Here is a 23,050-nt window from a genome sequence, read left to right on the forward strand (position 1 = left end):
CGCGGGGGGGCCCCCCCCCCCCCCCCCCCCCCCCCCCCCCTGGGGGGGGGGGGGGGGGGGGGGGGGCGGCACCCCCCCGGGGGGGGGGGGGGGGGCGGGCCCCCCCCGCCCGCCGCGGTTGTCGTCTCAAGCGGTTCTCGTCCGAAGTCGTACTCGATTGCGGTGGTTCTCGTTCGTGGCCGCTCTCGTTCGCGGTGGTTCTCGGTTGTGGCGGTCTCTTCTGCCGCCGTTCCCGCCCGCTACGTCAGCAGCTGCGGTCGACGAGGTCGAACGACTTGTAGTGGTCGGCGGTGTAGTAGTCCTCGTCCTTCTGCTCACCGGCCACGATGCGCCGGGCGCCGCGGTCGGGCGAGCCAGGAGTAATGACGGTGTACTCGTGGTAGTAGCCCGTGCCCTGGGCCGGGAGGACGCCTTCGCGGTTGTCGAAGACGGTCCCGTCCTTCGGGTACGGGAAGGGCCCGCCCTTCGCGATCAGGTCCAGGGTGTCGTGGGCCTGGGAGGGCAGCTTGGAGTAGCAGATGTCGCCGACGGCGTTCACCTGCGCGGAGGTTGCGCGCGCCGACGTGGCGTACGCGGTGGTCTGGTGGGGAGTGGCGACGGCGGGCGTGGCGGCGACGGCGGTGCCGCCGATGAGCAGGGCCGAGGCGAGGGCGCCGGCGGCGCCGATCCGGGTAATCCGTGGGGGGATTCTCATGCCGTTCAGCATGACGCGCGTAGACATGGCCCTGTCAATCCCAACGAGCTTAAGTTTCCCGGGAGTTCACAGGATCCCCACCTGGGTCGGCGCCTCGGTCCCGCCCCGGTCGGCGCCTCGGTCCGATCCGCCCCTCACCCGACCGCGAGTTTTGCCTCAGAGGCAAAGCTTTTGCCTCGCAGGCGAGGCCTCGCTATACCGGAAGCATGACCGATACGCCCACGGACCGACATCCGGATACAGATTCGGATCCGGCCGAGCTCTCCGGTGAGCCCCAGGACACCTCGCCGTCGCCCGACGAGCTGTCCAGCGTCGCGCCCCGGCTGCGTGACCTGCGGCGACGCAGCGGGCTGACCCTCGAGTCCGCGGCCCGGCGGGTCGGCCTCTCACCCGCGCATCTGTCCCGGCTGGAGACCAACCGGCGCCAGCCGTCGCTGCCGATGCTGCTGGCGCTCGCCCGTACGTACGGAACCACGGTATCCGACCTGCTCGGGGAGACCGCGCCCGAACGGGACCCGATCATGCGGGCCGGACGCGCCGAACCGTCGGAGGCCGGCGGCTGGACCTACTGGACCGTGGGCGGCGCCGGGCGGGCGATGCAGGCGCTGCGGGTGCATGTGCCGCAGCGGGCGCAGGGCGATCTGGTGCGGGTGCATCCGGGCGAGGAGTGGCTGTACGTCCTCAAGGGACGGCTGCGGCTGACGCTCGGCGAGGCGGTCCATGTGCTCGACCCGGGGGACGCGGCGCATTTCGACTCGCTGACGCCGCACCGGATCGCGTCCGCCTCCCGGGGCGGGACGGAGCTGCTGTTCGTCCACACCCTGCTGCAGAGCGGGGCGGCGGAGCTCTGCCTGGGCGACAGCATGCCGCGCCGCGGTCTGTGACGCAGCGACACCACCACCGAGTCCTCGGAAAGGACCGCACGCCGTGACCGATCAAGTGCCCGAAGCGCCCCCCGCACGCAAGTACGTCGAGACCAAGCCGCCCCGCGGGGTGTACGTACGCGTCTTCATCTATGTCATCGCCACACACGTCCTGCTGGCGCTCATGAGCCTGGTGGTCTTCATGGCCAAGACGCGCTAGCAGGCCGCGCCGGGGCGGCGGAGCGGGTCTCACCCGGCATGAGTCGAGAACAGGCCGCCCGTGGGCCCCTGCTTGTCCCCGCCCTGAGCCTTCTTCAGAGCATTGGCCAGACCCTCGATGGTGAGCGACTGCAGGATGACCCGGCCGTTGCCCTCCAGGGTCGCCAGGGACAGCCCTTCGCCGCCGAACACGGCGTTCATCAGGCCCTGGCGGTTGAGGCCGCCGATCCGCTGGACGCCGTAGTCGATGCCCTCCTCGAAGGCGACGATGCAGCCGGTGTCGACCTCGATACGGCCGCCGAAATCGGCGGGGTTGAGGTCGATGAAATTGCCCGCGCCGCAGATGATGACCGTGCCCCGGCCGGTGAACTTCTCCAGGATGAAGCCCTCGCCGCCGCTCATGCCCTGCCGTCCGCCCTGGAAGGCGATGCCGAACTCGACGGTGGACTCGGCGGCCACGAAGGCGTCCTTCTCCGCGAACCACGCCCGGTGGCCGTCCAGCTCCAGCGCCCGCATCTCGCCCGGCAGCACCCCGGCGAAGCCGACCGTGCCCTCGCCGCCGGTTGCGGTGAAGTACTGGAACGCGAGCGACTCACCGGCCAGCACCCGCTGGCCCACCTGCATGGCCGTACCCATCGCCTGTCTGAAGAAGCCGCCCATCCCGGCGCCCTGGCCCTGCCGGTCCTCGCCGGGCCCGGACAGCCGGGTCTCCATCGTCACATTGGCCGTCTTGAACAGGAACTTTCCGGCCTCGCAGTAGACGGTCTGGCCGGGCTGGAGCGAGCAGACGGCCATCTGCATGGCGTTGCCGACGATCTCTTGCTGCAGGGTCACAGCGGTACTCCTTGGGCGCAACGGGTGAACGAACGCCTCCACAACGAGCGGAGCGAGGCGCAGGTTCCAGCGGCCGCCCCGGCCCGTCCCGCACCTGTCGGCAACGTCCATCCCTACGGTGGGAAAGTCCATTGCCCCGGCCCGCCCAGCGGGTAAAGCCTGCTTGCGCACCCCGCACCCCGCTCCGCTCCCGCCCGCTGCACCGAGGAGGACCGAAGGATGCCCCGTACGCGCACCGCTGCGGCCACCGCGTTCGCCCTTGCCCTCGCCGTCATCCCCCTGACGGGCATGACCGGGCCACCGGGCACAGCCGCCGGCCCCGATGGCGCCCCGGTCGCCGCCCCGTCCGCCGCCTCCGTCTCCCCCACCCCGCAGTCCGTCCACGCCCGCGGGGACCGGATCACCATCACCCCGTCGGTGACCGTCGTGGCGGGCCCCAAGGCGGACGCGCCCGCGCTGGCACTCGTCGAGAAGTCCCTCAAGGACGCCGGCGCCGACCGGGTCGTACGCGCCCCGCGGGCCCCGGCCGGCAGGCAACTGACCGTATACGTCGACGGGACGGGCGCGGCGCGGGCGCTACGCGGGCTGGGCGCGCAGGGCCCCGGCGGGCTGCCCGCCGAGGGCTACGCCCTGGCGATCGGCGACGGCCGGATCGCGCTGTCCGGCAAGGACGCCACCGGGACGTACTACGCCGCCCAGTCGCTGCGCCAGCTGCTGCCGCACCGCGCCCGGCCCGGTGCCCGCGTCCGGGGCACCGTCGTACGGGACTGGCCGGCCACCCCGCTGCGCGGCGTCATCGAGGGCTTCTACGGCACCCCCTGGTCGCACGAAGCCCGCCTCGACCAGCTCGACTTCTCCGCCCGGCACAAGATGAACATCTACGTCTACTCGCCGAAGGACGATGCCTATCTGCGTCAGAAGTGGCGCGATCCCTATCCGCCCGACCAACTGGCGGGGATCAAGGAGCTGGTGGACCGGGCGCGGCAGCGGCATGTGGAGTTCACCTACGCGCTCTCTCCCGGACTGTCCGTCTGCTACAGCTCGGACGCGGACCTCAAGGCGCTGACCGCCAAGTTCCAGACGCTGTGGGACATCGGCGTACGGACGTTCGCGGTGCCGCTGGACGACATCAGCTATACGGACTGGAACTGTGCGGCGGACAAGGAGAAGTTCGGGACGGGCGGCGGGGCGGCGGGTGCGGCGCAGGCGTATCTACTCAATCGCGTCCGTCAGGAGTTCATCGCGGGGCATCCGGGCGCACAGCCGCTGCAGATGGTGCCGACCGAGTACTACGACGTGAAGCCGTCCCCGTACAAGAAGGCGCTGGCCACCCGACTGGACAAGGAGGTGCTGGTGGAGTGGACGGGCGTGGGCGTGATCGCGCCGACGATGACCGTCGCGCAGGCCCGGCAGGCCCAGGAGGTGTTCGGGCATCCGATCCTGACCTGGGACAACTATCCGGTCAATGACTATGTGACCAGCCGGCTGCTGCTCGGGCCGTTCAGCGGGCGGGAGAAGGGGCTGCCGGCGCAGTTGGCCGGGATCACCGCGAATCCGATGATCCAGCCGTCCGCGTCCAAGATCGCGCTGTACACCGTGGCCGACTACGCGTGGAATGACGCGGCGTACGACGCACGCGCCTCCTGGGGCGCGGCGATCGAGGAACTGGCCGGTGGGAATGCCCGTACCGCGCGGGCGCTGCGGGCCTTCGCGGACGCCAACTACGCCTCGTCCCTCGACCCGCAACAGGCACCTGAACTGGCCGCCGCCATCAGGGAGTTCGACGAGCACGGGGATGCGCGCCGGCTGGACGCGGCGCTGCGTACCGTTCAGGAGGCGCCCTCGGTGCTGCGCGACCGGCTCGCCGACCGGGGCTTCGTCAAGGACAGCGGGCCGTGGCTGGATGCGACCCGGGCGTGGGGCGCCGCGGCCCGGACCGCCCTGCGGCTGATCGAGGCGACCACGGCGGGCGACGACGCGAAGGCCTGGCAACTGCGCCAGCGCATCCCGGAGTTGGTGAAGACCGCCAGGTCCTTCGTCTATGTCGACATGAAGGGGAAGAAGATTCCGGTGGTGGTCGCGGACGGGGTGCTGGACACCTTTGTCGAGGACGCGGTCGCCGCACACGACGAGGCGCTGGGCGTCATCGGCCGCCCCAAGGGGTCGTCGGACCTGGCCGCCTATCAGGACAACGCGGTTGCCCGGATGACGGACGGCGACGACGCGACCTACTTCTGGAGCGCGGCGGGCCCCAAGGTGAACTCCTCCGTCGGGCTGGACCTGCATGCCGAGCGTCCACTGGGGACCGTCACCCTGGCGATGGGCAAGAGCGGCAGCCCGGACGACTATCTCCATCACGGCGTCCTCGAATACTCCTCGGACCGCGAGCACTGGCAGCGGCTGGCCGCCTTCGACGGCAAGGCGGAGGTGACGGCCCGGCCTCCGGCCGGCACCAGGGCACGGTATGTGCGCGCCCGCGCCACCGAGGCGCAGGACAGCTGGCTGGTGGTACGGGAGTTCACGGTCGCCGGGACGGACCGGGTGACGGTCGCCGGGGGCCCGCCCGCGGCGGAGGGCAGTGCGCTGCGGTCGGCGGCGGACGGCGATCCGGGGACCGCGTACCGCGCCGCGCGGGCGGCGCAGTCCGGTGAGGCGCTGGAGTTCACTCCGCAGGCACCCCGCCACGCGCGCTCCGTGGTGGTACTGAGGCCGCAGGGCGCCCCGGCCGGGGCGGCGAAGGTCGAGGTCCGTACGGGTGGTGCCTGGCGCACGCTCGGGGTGCTGGGCGGCGCGTACACCCGCCTGGCGGCGGGCGACGGGCCGGTGGAGGGCGTACGGCTGGCGTGGCGGGACGGCGCGGTGGACGGGACACGGGCCATCGAGGTCAATGAGGTGATTCTGCGCTGAGCCGGGGCGGCGGGCGGCCCTCATCCGACGGCTCGGTCGGCCACGGTGTCGGGGCGCTGCGAGGGGGCGGGGCGGCCCGCCCGGCGTGGGGCGGGCCGTCCTGCGGTGGTGAGCGGCGGGCTATCCGCCCAATTCCTTGCGGCGGGCCGCCAGTCGGCGCGCGCCGCCCTCGGTGAGCGAGCCGTGCAGCCGCAGCCGGGCGATGCCGCCGTCCGGGAAGATGTCGATCCGGACATGGGTGGCGGCCGGGGCGTCGTCGAGCAGGAAGCGGTGGACGGTGTCGGGCTGCAGGCGGGTGCGGGGCAGGAGTTCGCTCCAGTCACCGTCCTCGCCGTCCCGCGCGAACAGCGCCGCCCAGCCTGCCGAGTTGCCCTTGAGATAGCCGGTGTCGATCTCGACGGCGCGGATCACGGCCTGCTCGGTGAGGCGGTAGCGGACCCAGTCGTTGCCGGTGCCGCGGCGGCGCCGGGTCTCCCAGCCGTCGTCCATCTTGCGGGACCGGCCCGGCTGGATGGTGTTGGTGGGCGAGGAGTAGAAGCGGTCCGAGGCGTCCTCGACCTGGCCGCCGTTCTCCAGCGCGGCGAGGTCGAAGGTGCCCAGCGCGGCAAGCCAGTCGGTCCCCGGGACGACCTCGCCATGGACCCGGAGGCGGGCGACGCCGCCGTCGGGGTGCTGGTTGAGGCGCAGATGGGTGAAGCGCCGTTCGGCGTCGATGGCGAAGCCGTTGGCCGCATGGCCGCCGATGGCGGTGCGCGGGACGAGGGTCGTCCACTCGACGTCGTCGGCCAGCAGGTCGTCGGGCGACGGGGCGCCCGCGACACAGGCGCCCTGCACGCTGACGGACTGCGGGTAGTTGCCGCGGAAGTGGGCGGTGTCGACGACGATGCCGCGGATCACGCCGGGCGCACCGAGCCGGATCAGCGCCCAGTCGTGGTCCTCGTCCGTCGGGAACGGGTGCTCGCCATCGGTGCCACGGCGGCGCCGGGTCTCCCAGCCGTCCATGATCTTGCCCTTGTGACCGAAGTCCTCGGGGTCGAAGTGGGCGGCCTCGGGCTTGAGAAGGTTCTCCCGCTCGGCGAAGAACTCATCGTTGGCGGCGATCACACCCGCGCCGAGCCGTCGGTCGGCGAGGTCGGGAAGGTGGGTGAAGGGGAAACCGGCGGATCCCGGGGTGCGGTAGTCGGCGTACGGGTCGCCGCCTTGGTAGGGGCCGGCGTCGCCGGTGTAGCGGGGGAGGTCGGCGTCGGTCATGCGCGCGGCCTTTCGAGAAGCTCACCGGTGGGCTCGGCGAGGGTGGCACCGTCGTTGATCTGCCGGCCGCGCAGCCAGGTGGAGCGTACGACGCCGTACAGGGTCTTCCCGGCATATGCGGTGATCTTGTTGCGGTGCTGGAGGGCGTGCGGGTCGACGGTGAAGGTCTCCTCCGGGGCGAGGACCGCGAAGTCGGCGTCCCGGCCGGGCTCGATGGCGCCCTTCTGGCCGAGGCCGACCAGCGCCGCCGGGGCGGTGGCCATCCAGCGCACGACGTCCTCCAGGGTGTGGCCGCGCTCGCGCGCCGCCGTCCAGATGGCGGGCAGCCCGAGCTGGAGGGAGGAGATACCGCCCCAGGCCGCGCCGAAGTCGGCGGTCTTGAGGTCGGCGGTGGAGGGCGAGTGGTCGGAGACGATGCAGTCGATGGTGCCGTCGGCCAGGCCCTGCCACAGCGCGTCCTGGTTGGCTGCCTCGCGGATCGGCGGACAGCACTTGAACTCCGTTGCGCCGTCGGGGATTTCCTCGGCGGTCAGGGTCAGGAAGTGCGGGCAGGACTCGACGGTGATCTTGACGCCCTCGCGCTTGGCGGCGGCGATCAGCGGCAGTGCGTCACTGGAGGACAGGTGCAGGACGTGCACCCGGGCGTCCAGCAGCTTGGCGAGCGCGATGAGTCCGGCGATGGCGTCGTCCTCGGAGGCCCTGGGGCGGGAGGCGAGGAAGTCGGCGTACTTGGGTCCGTGTGCCTCGGGGGCGGCGTCCAGGTGGCCCGGGTCCTCGGCGTGCACGATCAGCAGACCGTCGAAGCCGGCGATCTCGCCGAGGGCGGCGGCCAGCTGCTCCTGGTCGAGCTGGGGGAACTCCTCCACGCCGGAGGGCGACAGGAAGCACTTGAAGCCGAAGACCCCGGCGTCGTACAGCGGGCGCAGGTCCTTGACGTTGCCGGGGATGGCGCCGCCCCAGAAGCCGACGTCGATATGCGCCTTGCTGCGCGCGACCTCGCGCTTGGTGTCGAGGTTGGCGGCGGTGGTGGTGGGCGGGAGGCTGTTGAGCGGCATGTCCACGAGGGTGGTGATACCGCCGGCCGCGGCCGCGCGGGTGGCGGTCCAGAAGCCTTCCCACTCGGTGCGGCCGGGGTCGTTGACGTGTACGTGGGTGTCCACGAGGCCGGGCAGCAGGACGTCGTCCCCGAGGTCCTCGACCCGTGCCCCGGCCGGGGCCTCGGCGTCGTGCGGCAGTACCGCGTCGATCGTGCCGTCCTTGACGGTGACGGACGCGGCGCGCGTCCCCTCCGGGGTGACGACGCGCGTGGAGCGCAGCACCAGCTCTATTTCGGACACCCAGTCCCCTCCTCGTATCGTGTCTTCATCGTGGCGTGACGTCGCTCGGGACGCACGGCCGCCGGAGGCCGTCAGGTCCCCGGCGGGGAATTCACTCCGCGATGACAGCGGAATTCAACAGTCTGTTGAATGAGTCTTCACTCCGCGCCCCGGCCCGTCAAGACCCCTTTGCCGGCACCGGCGCGGCGATCACACCGGATGCCTCCGGCGCCGCAGGCTCCTCCGCCGCAGCGGCTCTGACCTGCGACGGGACGATCTCGTGCGGAATCGGCCCGGTGCCCGCCGCGACCCGTCCACGGCGCGAGACCGCGACGTAGAGCCCACCGGAGATCCCCATGCCGAAGATCCACGAGAAGGGCGCCACCGCATCGAAGGCCGGTATCAGGGCGAGCGCGGCGGAGACGCCCGCGGCCGGCAGGAAGGCGATCACGGCCTTCGGGTTGTAGCCGCGGCGGTAGAAATACGCCCCCTCGGCATCGGCCGAGAACAGCGCATCGACATCGATCCGGCCGCGCCGTATCAGGTAGTAGTCGACGAGCAGGATGGCCACCAGCGGGCCGAGGAAGGCGCCCAGCGCCCCCAGGAAGTACTGGATCACCAGCGCCGAGGAGTACAGCTTCCAGGGCATGACGAGGACGGCCAGCACCGCCGTGATCATGCCGCCGCGCTTGAAGTCCAGATGCTTCGGCGCAAGGTTGGCGAAGTCGTAGGCGGGCGAGACGAAGTTGGCGACGACGTTGATGCCAATGGTGGCGACGATGAAGGCCAGCGCGCCGATGACCGTCACGACCGGGTTGTCGATCTTCTGAATCACCTTCACCGGGTCGTAGATCGCCTCGCCGAAGACGGAGATGGTACCGGCGGTGACCAGTACGGCGACCACGGCGAAGGCGGTGAAGTTCACCGGCAGGCCGATCAGGTTGCCGCGGCGGTAGGAGCGGTGATCGGGCGTGAAGCGGGCGAAGTCGGCGTAATTGAGGACCAGCGTCAAGAAGGTGGCCACCGTCAGGCTGACCGCGATCAGGCTCTGCTCGACCTGCGAGGCGCCACTGAGGCCGGTGAGGCTACGGGTCAGCGAGATGTCACCGTCGGCCTTGACGACCAGATAGACCGCGAGCGCCAGGACCACGAGCCAGACCACCGGCCCGGTGGCGAAGTCCTGGACCTTGCGGATGAACTCCATCCCCCGGGTCAGCAGCACGGCCTGCAGGCCCCACATCACCATGAACGCGATCCAGCCCAGGGTGGACAGGCCCAGCACCGAGTTGTGGGTGTAGGCATCCAGGCCGGGCGCGATCTGCAGCGTCAGCAGCACCACGGCCGTCGAGGCCAGCCAGGTCTGGATGCCGTACCAGGCCACCGCCATGACCGCGCGCAGCAGCGCCGGGATATTGGCGCCGTAGACGCCCCAGCTGGCGCGGGCGAGCACCGGATAGGGGACGCCGGTCCGGTGCCCCGCGTGTCCCATGCGATTCATCAGCCAGTAGACGATCGAGATGCCGGCCAGCAGCGCGACGAACACCTCCCAGGCCGGCAGGCCGAGCACGAACAGGCTGGCGGCGAAGGCGTAGTTGCTGATCGCGTGGGTGTCGGACATCCACAGCGCGAAGATGCTGTACGTGCCCCATTTGCGCTCGGCGGCGGGCGCGAGATCTTCGTTGAAGAGGCGGGGGTCGGGTGGTGCGGGGAGCTTCTTGTTCTGCGGGGACGTGGGCATGTGTCCTCCCGGGCAGGTGGGTGGAGCTCAGGGACCGGATGGTGGTTGGCGGATGGCGGTTGGCGGTTGGCGGTTGGCGGTTGGCGGTTGGCGGTTGGCGGTTGGCGGTTGGCGGATCCGGTGGCAAGGTCGGCCGCAGCAGTCCAGCAGCAGTCCAGCAGCAGTTGTCAGATGCCTGATGTCTGTTCGGAAAATTCGGTGTTACGCGGGGAGCCCTGAACTCGCTCCAGGGGCGGGCGCACATGCGCGCTCAGCGGCCAGAGGCTGATGGCCTTGGGGCGGGGCGGCGCGAAGCTGCGTCCCGTACTGGTGGTCAGCCCGAGGCCGACGACCGCCTCCGCGAACTTCACCGCGGCGGCGACCCCGTCCACCACGGGCACTCCCAGCGCGGCGGCGACCCTCTCCTGGAGGCCGGCCATCCCCCCGCACCCCAGGCAGACCACCTCGGCACCGGCCCGTACGACCTCACGGGCGGTCTCGATGATCACCTCGACGGTGCGCTCCGGGTCCTCCTCCAGCTCCAGGACGCCGAGGCCGGTGCCGCGGACGGCGGCGCAGCGCTGCAGCAGCCCGGCGGTCAGCAGCCGGTCCTGGATCTGCGGGACGGCGCGGTCGAGGGTGGTGACGATGCCGTAGGCGTGGCCGAGCATCATGGCCATCTGGGCGGCGCTTTCGGTGATGTCCAGAACGGGAACGTCCAGCAGCTCCTGGGCGCCCTCCCGGCCCGGTTCGCCGAAACCGGCCATGACCAGGGCGTCAAAGGGCGTATCGAAGGTGGCGAGCCGGTCCAGGACGGCCGCGGCGCTGAGGTAGCCCTCGAAGTGACCCTCGATCGACTCCGGCCCCCAGAGGGGTTCAGTGGCGATGATCCGGGTCCCCGGGGCGGCTGCGGCGGTGGCGGTGGCGCGGATCGAGGCGGTCATGGAAGCCGTGGTGTTCGGGTTCATGACGAGAATGCGCATGACGCTCCAGCAATTTGGAGGATTCCACAGAATGGACAGTAGGTTTCGCGCAGCAGAACGTAGCTACGGCCACTGGCACCGTCAAGAGATGGCGACTAAGGACCGGGGCCCTTCTCACGCCTTGGGACGATCACCTCGCTGACCGGCGGGAACGAGTGTGCGAGAGACCGTGTGTCAACGGGAGGGGACCGGTAGGCTGCTCCGGTCGGGCCCGGCGCCCGAAAGCCCTAGGGCACGAACTTGCCGAGACCGATCTGACCCGCCCCGAAAGGAACGCGACGTGCCGCCGTCCAGCGCCAGCACCTCCGCCGCCGAAGCCAAGCCCACAGGCGCCAGCGGCGGCGTCCAGTCCCTTGAGCGCGCCTTCGACCTGCTCGAGCGGATGGCCGACGCCGGTGGCGAGGTCGGCCTCAGCGAACTCTCCGGCAGCAGCGGACTTCCGCTCCCCACCATCCACCGCCTGATGCGCACGCTCGTGGCCTGCGGCTACGTCCGCCAGCAGCCCAACCGCCGGTACGCCCTCGGCCCCCGCCTGATCCGGCTGGGCGAGAGCGCGTCGCGGCTGCTGGGCACCTGGGCCCGGCCGTATCTGGCCCGCCTGGTGGAGGAGACCGGCGAGACCGCCAACATGGCGCTGCTCGACGGCGACGAGATCGTGTACGTCGCACAGGTCCCCTCCCGGCACGCGGTGCGCATGTTCACCGAGGTCGGCCGCCGCGTGCTGCCGCACTCCACCGGCGTCGGCAAGGCGCTGCTGGCCAACCACCCGCCGGAGGAGGTCCGCGCGCTGCTCGGCCGTACGGGCATGCCCGCCGCGACCGAGAAGACGATCACCGACGCGGACACCTTCCTCGAAGCGCTCGCGGACGTCCGGCGGCTCGGCTATGCGGTGGACGACAACGAGCAGGAGATCGGCGTCCGCTGCTTCGCGGTGCCGGTGCCCAACTCCCCCACGTCAGCGGCGATCTCCATCTCGGGCCCGACGGGCCGGGTGACGGAGGCATCGACGGACAAGATCGTTCCGGTGCTGCAGGAGGTCGCGGCGCAGCTGTCGGTGGCGCTGGCCAGTCAGTCGCCGGCGTAACGGCTGCCGACCGCGGGCCGGGGTCGTCTTCGGCCTGGTCGGTGTTGTCGTCGGCCGGGCCGGGGGCGCATGTGCTCCGGCCCGCGCCGGTCCGCGCCACCACGCATCCCCGCCTTCCCCCACCGCTGCTTCCGTGCGGCCGTTCATCGGCCGCGGGGCAGCTCGCCGAAGCTGTCGATTCCCTCGCGTACCTCGGTCAGCGCGGGCGACAGCGCGCTCACCGAGCCAACCGCCCCCGCGATCAGCAGTAACGAGCGACGCAGCCGGGGCACTTCGGGCATACCGTGGCTGACCATCGCTTCCAGCGCGGCCAGTTCGTCATCGGCGGCGGCGCGGTCCGGTAACTCCCCCGGAAGGACGGCCAGCTGGCGGCGCAGCCGGGCCACCGCGCCGCGCAGCGCCTGGACCCGCGCGTCGCCCTCTCCCCCGGTCATCTGCCCGGCCACTCGCCCGTGCCTCTGTCTCTGCGTGTCCACCGGCACCTGCGGCTGCCCCTGTTCCACAACGACGGCGGCCTCCATGGTCGTTGACCGTTTCACAATGCGGGACAGTTAACGCCACTCTGCGGTGAGCGCGCCATACGGAGAGCGAAAAAAACCGATCACTTGGACGGACCGGCGGGCCGCGGGGCGGACCGAGGCGGCCGCCGGGGTCGCCGATGCGCCCAGAGGCCGCCAGACGGGCGCGGCGGGGCGCAGCCGGCCGCACTACGAGGCGGCCGCCCCGCGCCCCTCAGAACCCCCTGCGAGCCCGCCTCGGGGCGGCCTGCGGACAGGCCCCGCTCACTCGTGACCGCTCACTGGCTCTCGTCGGCCTCCGTGGCGTTGCGCCATACCCGTACATCGATGGTGATGTAGCTGCTCGGGTCCGACTCCGGGGCTGCGCGCCTGTACGTGATCAGCGCGATCGTGCCGTAGTTGGTGGTCAGGCAGATCTGCGAGCCCTTGGTGAGCTGCTTGGTGCTGATGGTCGTGGTGAACCGGGTTTCGGCCCGGCAGGTGTCGAGCGTGCCCTCCTGGCCGGGGTTGAGCAGCACCATCTTGCCGGTCTCGGTGCTGACCGTGGGGTCCGAGAAGCTGTTGTTGTGGAACGTGAAGTCGACGTCCGAGCTGTCCGAGGACTTGGCCTTGAGCGGATCGTCGGTCATGGCCAGGTGGTAGGCGTCGGTCAGGTCGAAGTTCTTGGTGTCGACCGGCTCCGGGTCCTGCACCACCGTGCCCGAGCCGTTGCCGCCGCCCTGGGTACCGGGGCTCGCCGTCGTGCCGCCGCTGGGCTCGGCGGACGCGTCGCTGTTGCCCGTCTTCTTCTTGGTGCCCTTGTTGCCGGTGGTGGAGGCCTGGTTGTCCTTCTTCTGGCCGTCGTCCTTCATGACGTAGTAGACCGCGGTGCCGCCCGCGCCCGCGAAGGCCACCATGCAGACCAGCGCCAGGGCCGTGACCAGCCCCTTGCGCTTCTTCTTCGGTGGCTGCGGGGCCGGCGCGGCGGCGATCGGACCGGTGACCGCCGGGCCGCCCCCCACCTGCGTAAGGGGCGCGGTGGCGTTGGCGGTCGGGGCGTTGGCGGCCGGGGCGTAGCCGGGCGGCGGGGTCTGCGGGTGGGTCACCGCGGGCGGCACCGGTGCGGCCGGCGGGTGCGCCGGCGCGTGCGGGGCGGCAAGCTGCGCGGTGGGCGCCGTCACCGGGGGCGGCGGGGTCTGTACGGGAGCGGGGGCCGCCGTCCGCGTGGTGATGTCGGCGGCGACCGCGGTGGGCAGCCAGTCCTCGGGGCGGCGCAACTGGGTCTGGCCGGAGGCCTCGCCGCACAACGTGATGACCTCGGCGACGGACGGCCGTTCCGCGGGCTCCTTGGCCAGGCAGCGGGTGACCAACTCCCGCAGTTCGTCGGGGAGTCCGGTCAGATCCGGCTCCTCGTGGACGATGCGGTAGAGCACACCGTGGGAGGTGCCCTCGCCGAACGCCGGGATGCCGATGGCCGCGTACGCCGCCACCTGGCCGAGCGCGAAGATGTCGGTGGCGGGGGTGATGGTGCTGCCGGCGGCCTGTTCGGGTGCCATGAAGGTGGGGGTGCCGACCGTGACACCGCTGCTGGTCAGGGATGTGGCGTCGGCGGCGCGGGCGATACCGAAGTCGATGACGCGCGGGCCGTCGGCGGCGAGCAGGACGTTGGACGGCTTCAGGTCCCGGTGGACGATGCCCGCGCCATGGATGACCTGCAGCGCCTCGGCGATGCCGGCGACCATCAGCAGCACCGTGGAGACCGGCAGTTTGCCGTGCTCGGCAACGGCCGCGGAGAGCGAGGGGCCGGGCACGTACGCGGTCGCGAGCCAGGGGCTGGAGCCTTCGGGGTCGCTGTCGATGACCGGAGCGGTGAACAGCCCCTGGACACGCTGCGCGGACTGCACCTCCTGCTTGAAGCGGCGGCGGAATTCGGCGTCCTCGCTGAACTCGGGCCGGATCACCTTGATGGCGACCGGGCGGCCACCAGGCGTGTACGAGAGATAGACCTTGCCCATGCCGCCGGCGCCGAGCTTCGCCGTGAGCCGGTAGCCCGCTATCGCCCGCGGGTCGTCACCCTCCAGCGGCTGGAAGATCCCGGACGAGCCCACATTGTTCACCACTAGGTCCCCCGACTCAGAGAACGGGCCTGCCGTATCGGCACGGCAGCCAGAATGCCCGCAACGGGGCAGCACTTTATCCGGCCGACCACCCTGCCGTGACATCCGTGGCCATCCCGGTTGGCATCATGTCCGAAGCGCCGGATTCGCGGCCGATTCCGGCGCGTCGTGCGCGCGGTGCCCACTTCCATCCCGATCATGCATCAGACATGTGTTCGTCGTGCCACCCGTTGGCATGGGCGTAGGGAATCCGATGCGTACGGCGCGACTTGATGGAGCACTCTCACGTTCAGGGAAATTTCCGGCATATCACTGGATCGGAGACTGCCTTGGAGCCCAACACCGGCCCCGAATCCCGCCCGAACCCGCACCCCGTCAGCGTCGTACAGCTGATCTGCCGGGCATACGGCCTCACCGACGCATCCGAGATCACCGTCGAGCACATACACCGGTACGTCACCGAGCACCGGCTCGCGGACCAGCGGACGCACCAACTCCGGGACCGGCTGCGGCCACGGATCCCGCGCCAGCGGGCGGCCGGTGACGCGGCATGAGACATGGCATCGCACGCCCTGCCGCCATGAGGTAAGCACTCCTCATGGCATCAACCTCTCGGGCAACATCACCATCAACAGCAACATCACGAGCGCCGCAGACACCGCCAGGGCGAGTGGCCGGACTGCTGCTCGCCGCAGGCGGCGGGCGGCGCCTGGGCGGGCGCCCCAAGGCCCTGCTCGACCACCGGGGGCGGCCCCTGGTCGAGCACGCCGCGCGGGTGCTGCGGGATGGCGGCTGCGACCCGGTGCACATCGTGCTGGGTGCGGCCGCCGACACCGTACGCGAGCGCGCCGACCTCGCCGCGTACACCACCTCCGAGAACCCCAACTGGTCTCAGGGGATGGGCTCTTCGCTGCGTGTGGGCCTGGCGGCGCTGGCCGACTCCGGGGCGGACGCGGTCGTGGTGTCCCTCGTGGACCAGCCGGGCATCGGCGCCGCGGCGGTGGCGCGGGTGGCGGCCGCGTACGAGGGTGGCGCCTCGCTGGCGTCCGCGGCGTACGGGGGCCGGCGCGGCCATCCGGTGCTGTTCGGCGCCGACCGGTGGGCGGACATCGCGGCGAGCGCCGAAGGCGACCAGGGGGCGCGCAGCTACCTCCGGCAACACGCCGATGTGATCAAGCTCATCGAATGCTCGGATGTGGCCGAGGCATACGACATCGACACCCCGGGGGACCTGCGACGGCTGGAGTGACCGAACAGGGGCGCGACCTGGGACGCGGCCTCGCACACCGGGGCGCGGGAGAGAGTCATCGAGAGTGATCCCACCGGCACTGTCCGATGGCACTGAGAGCCATTCGATCTCCACTTCTGTCGACTCAGAGAATCTCGACATCAACAAACCATTGAAGTTCCGCGATAAGGAAACTACTCTCCACTGGTCAGAAGCGCCCTGAATCCAGACGGCGCCCGCGACCGTATCTCGGAGCCCGCGGCACCCCGTGCCGCACAGGCGCCCCGGCGGCCGCCAGGCACCGCCGCTGAATGGAGTGACAGCTCATGTCCGCACCAGCGCCGTCCCCGCTGGCCATCGTCGAAGTCGACCCCGGCAACACCCCTGCACGGCAGGGCGAGGTCCTCACCGACGCCGCACTCGCCTTCGTCGCCGAACTTCACCGGCGGTTCACCCCGCGCCGCGACGAACTCCTCGCCCGCCGCGCCGAGCGCCGCGCCGAGATCGCCCGCACCAGCACGCTGGACTTCCTCCCCGAGACCGCGCACATCCGGGCGGACGACAGCTGGAAGGTCGCCGAGGCACCGGCCGCGCTCAACGACCGCCGGGTGGAGATCACCGGTCCCACCGACCGCAAGATGACCATCAACGCGCTCAACTCCGGCGCCAAGGTCTGGCTCGCGGACTTCGAGGACGCCTCCGCGCCGACCTGGGAGAACGTGGTCACCGGCCAGCTCAACCTGATCGACGCCTACGAGCGCCGGATCGACTTCACCGACGCCAGGTCCGGTAAGTCCTACGCCCTCAAGTCCGCCGAGGAGCTCGCGACCGTCGTGATGCGCCCGCGCGGCTGGCACCTGGAGGAGCGGCACCTCCAGTTCGAGGGCCGCCCGGTCCCCGGCGCCCTGGTCGACTTCGGCCTGTACTTCTTCCACAACGCCCAGCGCCTCCTCGACCTCGGCAAGGGCCCGTACTTCTACCTGCCGAAGACCGAGTCGCACCTCGAGGCCCGCCTCTGGAACGACATCTTCGTCTTCGCCCAGGAGTACGTCGGCATCCCCCAGGGCACCATCCGCGCCACCGTCCTCATCGAGACGATCACGGCGGCATACGAGATGGAGGAGATCCTCTACGAGCTGCGCGAGCACGCCTCGGGCCTGAACGCCGGCCGCTGGGACTATCTCTTCTCCATCGTCAAGAACTTCCGTGACGGCGGCGCCAAGTTCGTCCTCCCGGACCGCAACGCGGTGACGATGACCGCCCCGTTCATGCGGGCGTACACCGAACTCCTCGTCCGCACCTGCCACAAGCGCGGCGCGCACGCCATCGGCGGCATGGCGGCCTTCATCCCCAACCGCCGCGACCCCGAGGCCAACGAGAAGGCCCTCACCAAGGTCAAGAACGACAAGGACCGCGAGGCCGGCGACGGTTTCGACGGCTCCTGGGTCGCCCACCCCGACCTGGTCCCGGTCGCCCGCGCCTCCTTCGACGCGGTCCTGGGCGACAAGCCCAACCAGAAGGACCGCCTGCGCGAGGACGTCTCGGTCGCGGCCGCCGACCTCATCGCCATCGACTCCCTCGACGCCAAGCCCACCTACCAGGGCCTGGTGGACGCCGTCCAGGTCGGCACCCGCTACATCGAGGCCTGGCTGCGCGGCCTGGGCGCCGTCGCCATCTTCGGCCTGATGGAGGACGCCGCCACCGCCGAGATCTCGCGCTCGCAGATCTGGCAGTGGGTCGACGCCGGAGTCGTCTTCGAGAACGGCGAGAAGGCGACGGCCGACCTGGTGCGCAAGGTCGCCACGGAGGAACTGGCCGCCATCCGTACCGAGGTCGGCGAGGAAGCCTTCACCTCCGGCAAGTGGCAGCAGGCCCACGACCTGCTGCTCCAGGTCTCCCTGGACGCCGACTACGCCGACTTCCTCACCCTCCCGGCATACGAACTGCTGGGCTGACCCACAACACCCGAAGGGCCCGTACGCGCCGCCGCACTGCGCCGCGTACGGGCCCTTCGTCATGCGCGGTGAGGGTGCTGCGGCGGCGTTGTCAGTGGCGGGTCGTACGGTGAGTACATGAACAGTCACGAGGTGTTGCCGGTGCGGCAGCTGCTCGCGCGACGGCGGGCCGGGCAGGCGGCTCCGGCCGCCGTCACACGGGTCAACCCGGTACGCCTAGGTGGCCATCGCGCCGAGGGCGACGAAGGCGGAGATGAGGACGGTGAGGGTGAGGAGGAGGGGCCACACGAAGCGGAGGTAGGTGTCGTAGCCGACCTTGGCGAGGGAGATGCCGCCCATGATGACGGCGCTGGTGGGGACCCAGAGGTTCATCCAGCCGCTGGCGGCCTGCCAGGCCGTGACGGTCACGGCGCGGGAGACGCCGGCGAAGTCGGCCAGCGGGGCGAGGATCGGCATGGCCAGGGTGGCGTGGCCGGAGGTGGAGGGGATGAGGAAGGCCAGGGGGAGGTTGACGACGAAGACCATGACGCCGAAGAGGGCAGACGGGGTGCCGGAGACCGCACCTTCGATGGAGTGCAGGACGGTGTCGGTGATCTTGGAGTTGTTCATGATGACGGTGACGCCGCGGGCCAGCACGATGACCAGGGCGGGTGAGATGAAGTCGGCCGCGCCTTGGACGAAGGTGGAGCTGAGCTTTTGTTCACCCATGCGCGCGATGACTCCCACCAGTACGGCGGCCACCAGGAACATGGCCGCCAACTGCGGGAAGGACCAGCCGAGTTCGAAGGCGTAGGGCGTGGCGTCCGCCTTGCCGGTGAGGGCGCCGGCCCAGGGGATCACCGAGAAGATCATGAAGGCGAAGACCAGGGCGACGGTCACCAGGACGGTTTTGTGGAGGGGGGTGAGCGGCGGGGGCTCCTCGGCCTCGGCGGTGGTCTGGGCGTGGTCGCGGTCGCCGGGGCGGAAGCCGCAGAGGGAGCGGTCGGGGTCCGCCCGTACCCGGCGGGCGTAGCGGATGACGTAGGCGATGGTGACGGCGGTGAGGACGAGCCACATGGCGAAGCGCAGGGCGATGCCGTCGCCGAGGGAGATCTCCGCCGCGGAGGAGGCGACGCCGGTGGCGAAGGGATTGACGGTGGAGCACAGGACGCCGATACCGGCGCCGAGGATGATCGTGCCGGTGGCCACCAGGCGGTCGAAGCCGAGGGCGATCATGAGGGGGACGATCAGGCCGTAGAAGCCCAGGGTCTCCTCGGCGAAGCCTTCCACGGTGCCCAGGAGGGAGAAGACGGCCATGATGCCGGCGATGAGGAGGGCGCCGCGGTCGCGGAGGCGGTGGGCGAGGCGGCCGATACCGCGGTCGAGCGCGCCGGTGGAGAAGACCACGGTGATGAAGGCGCCGATGGCGAGGACGAAGAGGAAGACGCCGGCGCTGCCGTACAGTGCGCCGGCCAGATCGGGGCCGACCCGACCGGTCTTGGCGTCCTTGATGCCGTAGAGGCCGTTGACCGGGGAGAGGAAGAGGTCATTGAGGCGGTCGAGGAAGCTCTGGCCGGAGGGCTGCCGCCGGTAGGTGCCCTGGACGGGGCTGCCGGTGGCGTTGCGGCGGTAGGTGCCGGAGGGGATGACGAAGGCCAGGATCCAGACCGCCAGGGTGACGATGGCTAGGACGGTGAGGGCGCTGGGGAAGGTGAAACGGGGGCGGGGCGGGTGACTTGGGGGCGCCTCTTCGGCCGGGGGCGGCTCTCGGGGCGGGCCTTCGGCGGCGGGCCGGTGGGGCGGGCCTTCGCCTTGGCCTTCGGGGGGCGGCTGCGCGGGCTGCGCCTCGGTCGGCGGCCGGCCGGAGCCGGGAGGCTGCGAGGCCGTCATGCGGGGGCTCCGGCGCGGTGGGTCGCCGCGTACTCGGCCAGGAAGGCGGTCTCGGCGAGGAGGGCGCCGCGGAGTTCGGACAGGAGCACCCGTTCGTCGGGGCCGTGCAGGTTGCACACGTTGTCCTCGGCGCCGAAGAGCAGGATCTCGGCCTGGGGCATGGCCTTGGCCAGGCCGTTGACCAGGGGGATGGAGCCGCCGCTCGCGGCGTGGACGGGGTCGCTGCCCCAGGCGCGGTGCAGGGCGGCGGCGGCCGCGCGGTAGGCGGGCCCGCCTGTGGCGGCCTCGTAACCGGGGCCCGTGTCGCCGGGGGTGACGGTCAGGGCGACGCCGAAGGGGCGCAGCCGTTCCAGGTGGCGTACGAGGGCGGCCTGCGCTTCTTTGGGGTCCTGCCGGGGATGGACGCGGAGGTTGAGTTTGGCGCGGGCGTGGGGGACGACGGCGGCGGCGGCGCGTTCGACGGACGGCGCGTCGAGGCCGACGACGGTGAGCGCCGGGCCGCTCCACAGCCGCTCGCCGAGCCCGCCGGAGCCGAGCAGCGGGGTGCCGCGGGTGACACCGGCCAGTTCGCGGAATTCGTCGTCGGTGAAGGCCGTGCCGTCCCACGGCTCGCGGCGCAGGCCCTCGACGGCGACATCGCCGTGGACGTCGTGCAGGGTCGCGAGGGCCTTGACGAGGACGAGCAGCGCATCGGGGGCGGCGCCGCCGTACTCGCCGCTGTGCACGGCGGTGTCCAGGGTGCGGGCCTCGACGAGGAGTTCGGCGGAGCCGCGGAGTGCGGTGGTGAGGGTGGGTGTGCCGGGCCGGATGTTGCCGCAGTCGGCGATGATCATCGCGTCACAGTCGAAGAGGTCGGGTTCGGTGGACGGGTAGTCGTCGAAGGCGCTGCCGTACTCCTCCTGACCCTCGAAGACGATCTTGATGCCGACCGGGGGCCGTCCGCCGTACGCCCGCAGCGCGCCGATATGCACCATCAGGTTGGCCTTGTCGTCGGCGATCCCGCGGGCCCGGATGCCGCCGTCGAAGTCGGTGGGCTCGAACGGCGGGGACGCCCAGAGCCGTTCGTCGCCGGGCGGCTGGACGTCGTAGTGGGCGTAGAGCAGGACGGTGGGGGCGTCCGGGGTGGGCGGTGGGATGGCGGCGGTGATGACGGGGGCGGTGCGGGGGAGATTGAGCTCGCCGATGTCGGCGACGCCGACGTCCCTGAGCAGGGCGACGACCAGATCGCGTGCCTCGAGGACCGGTTCGGGCGAGAAGCCCGGGAAGGCGATGGACGGGATGGCCGCCAGTCGCTTGAGGTCGGCGCAGACCCCGTCCATCAGGGCGTCGACCGTGGATTCCAGGCCGGGGGCGGCCGCGCCGCTCCGGGACCTCCGGGCGTGCCGGTCCGGATCGCCTGCTTCCTGCTTCACCGCGGATCCCCTCTCCGTGGCGCCGTTCGCAGCGCACACCGTGATTTCGTGACGTGCCGTCAGAATCAGTGCAGCATATCGGGCGTACGGGTGACTATTGGCGATTATCGGGGCATGCGGGGCGCCCGCCTCTACGGGGACGGGCCGCCGATCGCGCCCACGGCGCGGGGCACCGCGCCCCGCGCGGCTGCGTCGTCGCGCACCCGGACCATCCCGCCCGCTCGCCGGACTCGACGCACCGAGCGGCCTACGAGTACCGCCCGAGCGATGAGGGCCGCGCGAGCACGGAAGGCAGCACAACCTCGCGCTACTATGCTTGTAGTGGTTGGACACTATGAACGTAGTAAAAGGAGCGGGTGACGTGGCACGACGGCGGGACCAGGTACTGGACGCGGCGATCGAGGTACTGGGCGCCGAGGGGGCGCGCCGGCTGACCTATCAGGCCGTGGACACCGCCGCGGGCGTCCCCACCGGCACCACATCCAACTACTTCCGCAACCGCACGGCCCTGATCGACGGCATCGTCGACCACCTCCAGGCCCTGGAGCGGCGCGAATGGGAGTCCTTCGCGGCCGGCACCGACCCGGCCGACCACGGCGAACTGGCCGAGGCGATGGCCGCCTTCGCCCGGCACGCCACCGGCCCGGGGCGCGCCCGTACGGCCGCCCGCTACGCACTCTTCCTGGAGTCCTCGGCCCGGCCCGAACTGCGCACCCCCCTCGCTCGCGGCCGACAGGCGGTCCTCGCCTGGAGCGCGGCATGGGTACGCCGCTTCGGCTCCCGCGCCCCGGAGCGGGACAGCCGGATCCTGCTGGACCACCTCGACGGCATGGTGCTGCATCAACTCGCCTTCCCCGACGACGACTTCGACCCGGCGCCGGACATCCGGGACCTGCTGGGCGGGCTGTTGGGCTGATCCACTCGGACCGACATCACCGGGCAACCGGCGCGCGGAGAGCGGTGGTCACCGACAAGCCCGCGGAGGCCGCCGCGCAGCCGTGGCTCCCCACGGGCTGACGGCCGCCCGGCCGCCCGGTTGCGCGCCGGCCCCCAACCGCTCACGCACCGCCACCTGTTGGCCCCGCGTGACGGGTTCACGCCACTCCCCAAGTCTGGTAGGAAAGCTTCCTAACGATTGGGGACCCCCTACGGCCCCCCACGGCCCACTCCACACCGGAGGACTTCATGCGCACCCGATCGATAGGCAGCGGATCACCGGGCAGAGGCCTGCCCAAGGCGGCCACCCGCGTCGCTCTCGGCCTCGCCCTGCTCGCCGTACCGGCCACCGCCATCGCCACCGCGGCGGGCCCGGCCGAGCACCACGCCCCGGCCGCGGCCCACACCTCGCCGCGCGGCCCGCGGGCCGCGGCCGGCCTCGACGACCCGGCGAAGAAAGAGATCGCCATGCAGCTGGTCTCCAGCGCGGAGAACTCCTCGCTGGACTGGAAGGCGCAGTACAAGTACATCGAGGACATCGGGGACGGCCGCGGCTACACCGGCGGCATCATCGGCTTCTGCTCCGGTACGCACGACATGCTGGAGCTGGTGGAGCTCTACACGAAGCGCAACCCGGACAACGTCCTGGCCAAGTACCTGCCCGCGCTGCGCAAGGTGGACGGCAGCGACTCGCACGAGGGACTGGACCCCGGCTACACCAAGGACTGGAAGAAGGCCGCGACCGACAGCGAGTTCCAGAAGGCGCAGAACGATGAGCGCGACCGGGTGTACTTCAACCCCGCGGTCAAGCTGGGCAAGGCCGACGGGATCGGTGTGCTCGGCCAGTTCGCGTATTACGACGCGTTCGTGATGCACGGCGACGGCGACGACAAGACCAGCTTCTCCGGCATCCGCAAGCGCGCGCTGGCCAAGGCGAAGCCGCCGGCCCAGGGCGGCGACGAGAAGACCTATCTGAACGCCTTCCTCGACGCCCGGGTCTGGGCGATGAAGCAGGAGGAGGCGCACAGCGACACCAGCCGGGTGGACACCGCGCAGCGGGTGTTCCTCAAGAAGGGCAATCTGGACCTGCACACGCCACTGGACTGGAAGGTGTACGGGGAGAGCTACCACATCGACTGAGCGGGCCCCGCACCTACTCCAACGGCCC

The 23,050-nt window shown here is 71.2% G+C and carries 19 protein-coding genes; 9 read left to right on the plus strand and 10 right to left on the minus strand.

Annotated features, from left to right (window positions below; translation table 11 throughout):
* Positions 1-244: 244 nt before the first annotated feature.
* Entirely contained in the window at positions 245-694 is a 450-nt protein-coding gene (locus tag ACZ4S3_RS31520) for a ribonuclease domain-containing protein (RefSeq protein WP_467940346.1), read from the minus strand.
* 206 nt (positions 695-900) lie between these two features.
* Between ACZ4S3_RS31520 and ACZ4S3_RS31525 the strand changes: the two genes are divergently transcribed.
* On the plus strand, positions 901-1,578 hold the full coding sequence (locus ACZ4S3_RS31525) for a helix-turn-helix domain-containing protein (RefSeq protein ID WP_467940350.1): 678 nt from the start codon (positions 901-903) through the stop codon (positions 1,576-1,578).
* A gap of 43 nt (positions 1,579-1,621) precedes the next feature.
* Positions 1,622-1,777 carry a DUF6126 family protein gene (locus ACZ4S3_RS31530; protein WP_467940354.1) on the plus strand — a complete coding sequence of 52 codons (156 nt, stop codon included), beginning with the start codon at positions 1,622-1,624 and terminating at the stop codon, positions 1,775-1,777.
* Positions 1,778-1,806: 29 nt separating this feature from the next.
* On the opposite strand, the gene ACZ4S3_RS31535 is transcribed toward ACZ4S3_RS31530, so the two are convergent.
* Positions 1,807-2,610, minus strand: coding sequence for an AIM24 family protein (locus tag ACZ4S3_RS31535; protein ID WP_467940358.1), 804 nt, complete (start codon positions 2,608-2,610; stop codon positions 1,807-1,809).
* Between the two features lie 219 nt (positions 2,611-2,829).
* On the opposite strand from ACZ4S3_RS31535, the gene ACZ4S3_RS31540 reads away from it, so the two are divergent.
* Entirely contained in the window at positions 2,830-5,517 is a 2,688-nt protein-coding gene (locus ACZ4S3_RS31540; RefSeq protein WP_467940362.1) for a beta-N-acetylglucosaminidase domain-containing protein, read from the plus strand.
* 120 nt (positions 5,518-5,637) lie between these two features.
* Here the strand turns inward: ACZ4S3_RS31540 and alc are convergent, their stop codons facing one another.
* The 4 genes from alc to ACZ4S3_RS31560 all read right to left on the minus strand — a co-directional run bounded on the left by alc (position 5,638) and on the right by ACZ4S3_RS31560 (position 10,784).
* Positions 5,638-6,768: an allantoicase gene (alc, locus tag ACZ4S3_RS31545; RefSeq protein WP_467940366.1), complete on the minus strand. Its 1,131-nt coding sequence runs from the start codon at positions 6,766-6,768 to the stop codon at positions 5,638-5,640.
* Positions 6,765-8,105, minus strand: a complete 1,341-nt coding sequence (gene allB / locus ACZ4S3_RS31550) for an allantoinase AllB (protein ID WP_467940368.1) — start codon at positions 8,103-8,105, stop codon at positions 6,765-6,767. The genes alc and allB overlap by 4 nt, the downstream gene beginning before the upstream one ends.
* Before the next feature lie 157 nt (positions 8,106-8,262).
* Positions 8,263-9,822, minus strand: a complete 1,560-nt coding sequence (locus ACZ4S3_RS31555; protein ID WP_467940371.1) for an NCS1 family nucleobase:cation symporter-1 — start codon at positions 9,820-9,822, stop codon at positions 8,263-8,265.
* Positions 9,823-9,989: 167 nt separating this feature from the next.
* A complete protein-coding gene (locus ACZ4S3_RS31560) occupies positions 9,990-10,784 on the minus strand; it encodes an aspartate/glutamate racemase family protein (RefSeq protein ID WP_467940375.1) in 795 nt (264 codons plus the stop codon).
* A gap of 280 nt (positions 10,785-11,064) precedes the next feature.
* Between ACZ4S3_RS31560 and ACZ4S3_RS31565 the strand changes: the two genes are divergently transcribed.
* On the plus strand, positions 11,065-11,868 hold the full coding sequence (locus ACZ4S3_RS31565) for an IclR family transcriptional regulator (protein ID WP_467940377.1): 804 nt from the start codon (positions 11,065-11,067) through the stop codon (positions 11,866-11,868).
* A gap of 143 nt (positions 11,869-12,011) precedes the next feature.
* On the opposite strand, the gene ACZ4S3_RS31570 is transcribed toward ACZ4S3_RS31565, so the two are convergent.
* On the minus strand, positions 12,012-12,302 hold the full coding sequence (locus tag ACZ4S3_RS31570; RefSeq protein ID WP_467940443.1) for a DUF5955 family protein: 291 nt from the start codon (positions 12,300-12,302) through the stop codon (positions 12,012-12,014).
* Between the two features lie 362 nt (positions 12,303-12,664).
* A complete protein-coding gene (locus ACZ4S3_RS31575; RefSeq protein ID WP_467940380.1) occupies positions 12,665-14,485 on the minus strand; it encodes a serine/threonine-protein kinase in 1,821 nt (606 codons plus the stop codon).
* A gap of 326 nt (positions 14,486-14,811) precedes the next feature.
* Here ACZ4S3_RS31575 and ACZ4S3_RS31580 point away from each other — a divergent pair, with 326 nt between their 5' ends.
* The 3 genes from ACZ4S3_RS31580 (at position 14,812) to aceB (ending at position 17,665) form a co-directional block, all read left to right on the plus strand.
* Positions 14,812-15,036, plus strand: a complete 225-nt coding sequence (locus tag ACZ4S3_RS31580; RefSeq protein ID WP_467940383.1) for a hypothetical protein — start codon at positions 14,812-14,814, stop codon at positions 15,034-15,036.
* Positions 15,037-15,152: 116 nt separating this feature from the next.
* Entirely contained in the window at positions 15,153-15,731 is a 579-nt protein-coding gene (locus ACZ4S3_RS31585; protein WP_467940385.1) for a nucleotidyltransferase family protein, read from the plus strand.
* Between the two features lie 305 nt (positions 15,732-16,036).
* Complete coding sequence (gene aceB / locus ACZ4S3_RS31590; RefSeq protein ID WP_467940388.1) at positions 16,037-17,665, plus strand: malate synthase A; 1,629 nt, start codon at positions 16,037-16,039, stop codon at positions 17,663-17,665.
* Positions 17,666-17,881: 216 nt separating this feature from the next.
* Here the strand turns inward: aceB and ACZ4S3_RS31595 are convergent, their stop codons facing one another.
* Entirely contained in the window at positions 17,882-19,534 is a 1,653-nt protein-coding gene (locus ACZ4S3_RS31595; RefSeq protein WP_467940390.1) for a YfcC family protein, read from the minus strand.
* Positions 19,531-20,946, minus strand: coding sequence for a M20/M25/M40 family metallo-hydrolase (locus tag ACZ4S3_RS31600; RefSeq protein WP_467940393.1), 1,416 nt, complete (start codon positions 20,944-20,946; stop codon positions 19,531-19,533). The genes ACZ4S3_RS31595 and ACZ4S3_RS31600 overlap by 4 nt, the downstream gene beginning before the upstream one ends.
* Before the next feature lie 361 nt (positions 20,947-21,307).
* On the opposite strand from ACZ4S3_RS31600, the gene ACZ4S3_RS31605 reads away from it, so the two are divergent.
* On the plus strand, positions 21,308-21,862 hold the full coding sequence (locus tag ACZ4S3_RS31605) for a TetR/AcrR family transcriptional regulator (protein ID WP_467940396.1): 555 nt from the start codon (positions 21,308-21,310) through the stop codon (positions 21,860-21,862).
* Positions 21,863-22,131: 269 nt separating this feature from the next.
* Entirely contained in the window at positions 22,132-23,022 is an 891-nt protein-coding gene (locus ACZ4S3_RS31610) for a chitosanase (protein WP_467940398.1), read from the plus strand.
* The last annotated feature ends 28 nt before the right edge of the window (positions 23,023-23,050 follow it).

The sequence above is a fragment of the Streptomyces sp. NPDC028368 genome (assembly GCF_055565615.1).

Bases quoted from the DNA above. Each gene is read 5' to 3' on its own strand.
- ACZ4S3_RS31520 (WP_467940346.1), bottom strand. From the start codon at position 694: ATGAGAATCCCCCCACGGATTACCCGGATCGGCGCCGCCGGCGCCCTC.
- ACZ4S3_RS31525 (WP_467940350.1), top strand. From the start codon at position 901: ATGACCGATACGCCCACGGACCGACATCCGGATACAGATTCGGATCCG.
- ACZ4S3_RS31540 (WP_467940362.1), top strand. From the start codon at position 2,830: ATGCCCCGTACGCGCACCGCTGCGGCCACCGCGTTCGCCCTTGCCCTC.
- alc (WP_467940366.1), bottom strand. From the start codon at position 6,768: ATGACCGACGCCGACCTCCCCCGCTACACCGGCGACGCCGGCCCCTAC.
- ACZ4S3_RS31555 (WP_467940371.1), bottom strand. From the start codon at position 9,822: ATGCCCACGTCCCCGCAGAACAAGAAGCTCCCCGCACCACCCGACCCC.
- ACZ4S3_RS31560 (WP_467940375.1), bottom strand. From the start codon at position 10,784: ATGCGCATTCTCGTCATGAACCCGAACACCACGGCTTCCATGACCGCC.
- ACZ4S3_RS31570 (WP_467940443.1), bottom strand. From the start codon at position 12,302: ATGACCGGGGGAGAGGGCGACGCGCGGGTCCAGGCGCTGCGCGGCGCG.
- aceB (WP_467940388.1), top strand. From the start codon at position 16,037: ATGTCCGCACCAGCGCCGTCCCCGCTGGCCATCGTCGAAGTCGACCCC.
- ACZ4S3_RS31595 (WP_467940390.1), bottom strand. From the start codon at position 19,534: ATGACGGCCTCGCAGCCTCCCGGCTCCGGCCGGCCGCCGACCGAGGCG.
- ACZ4S3_RS31610 (WP_467940398.1), top strand. From the start codon at position 22,132: ATGCGCACCCGATCGATAGGCAGCGGATCACCGGGCAGAGGCCTGCCC.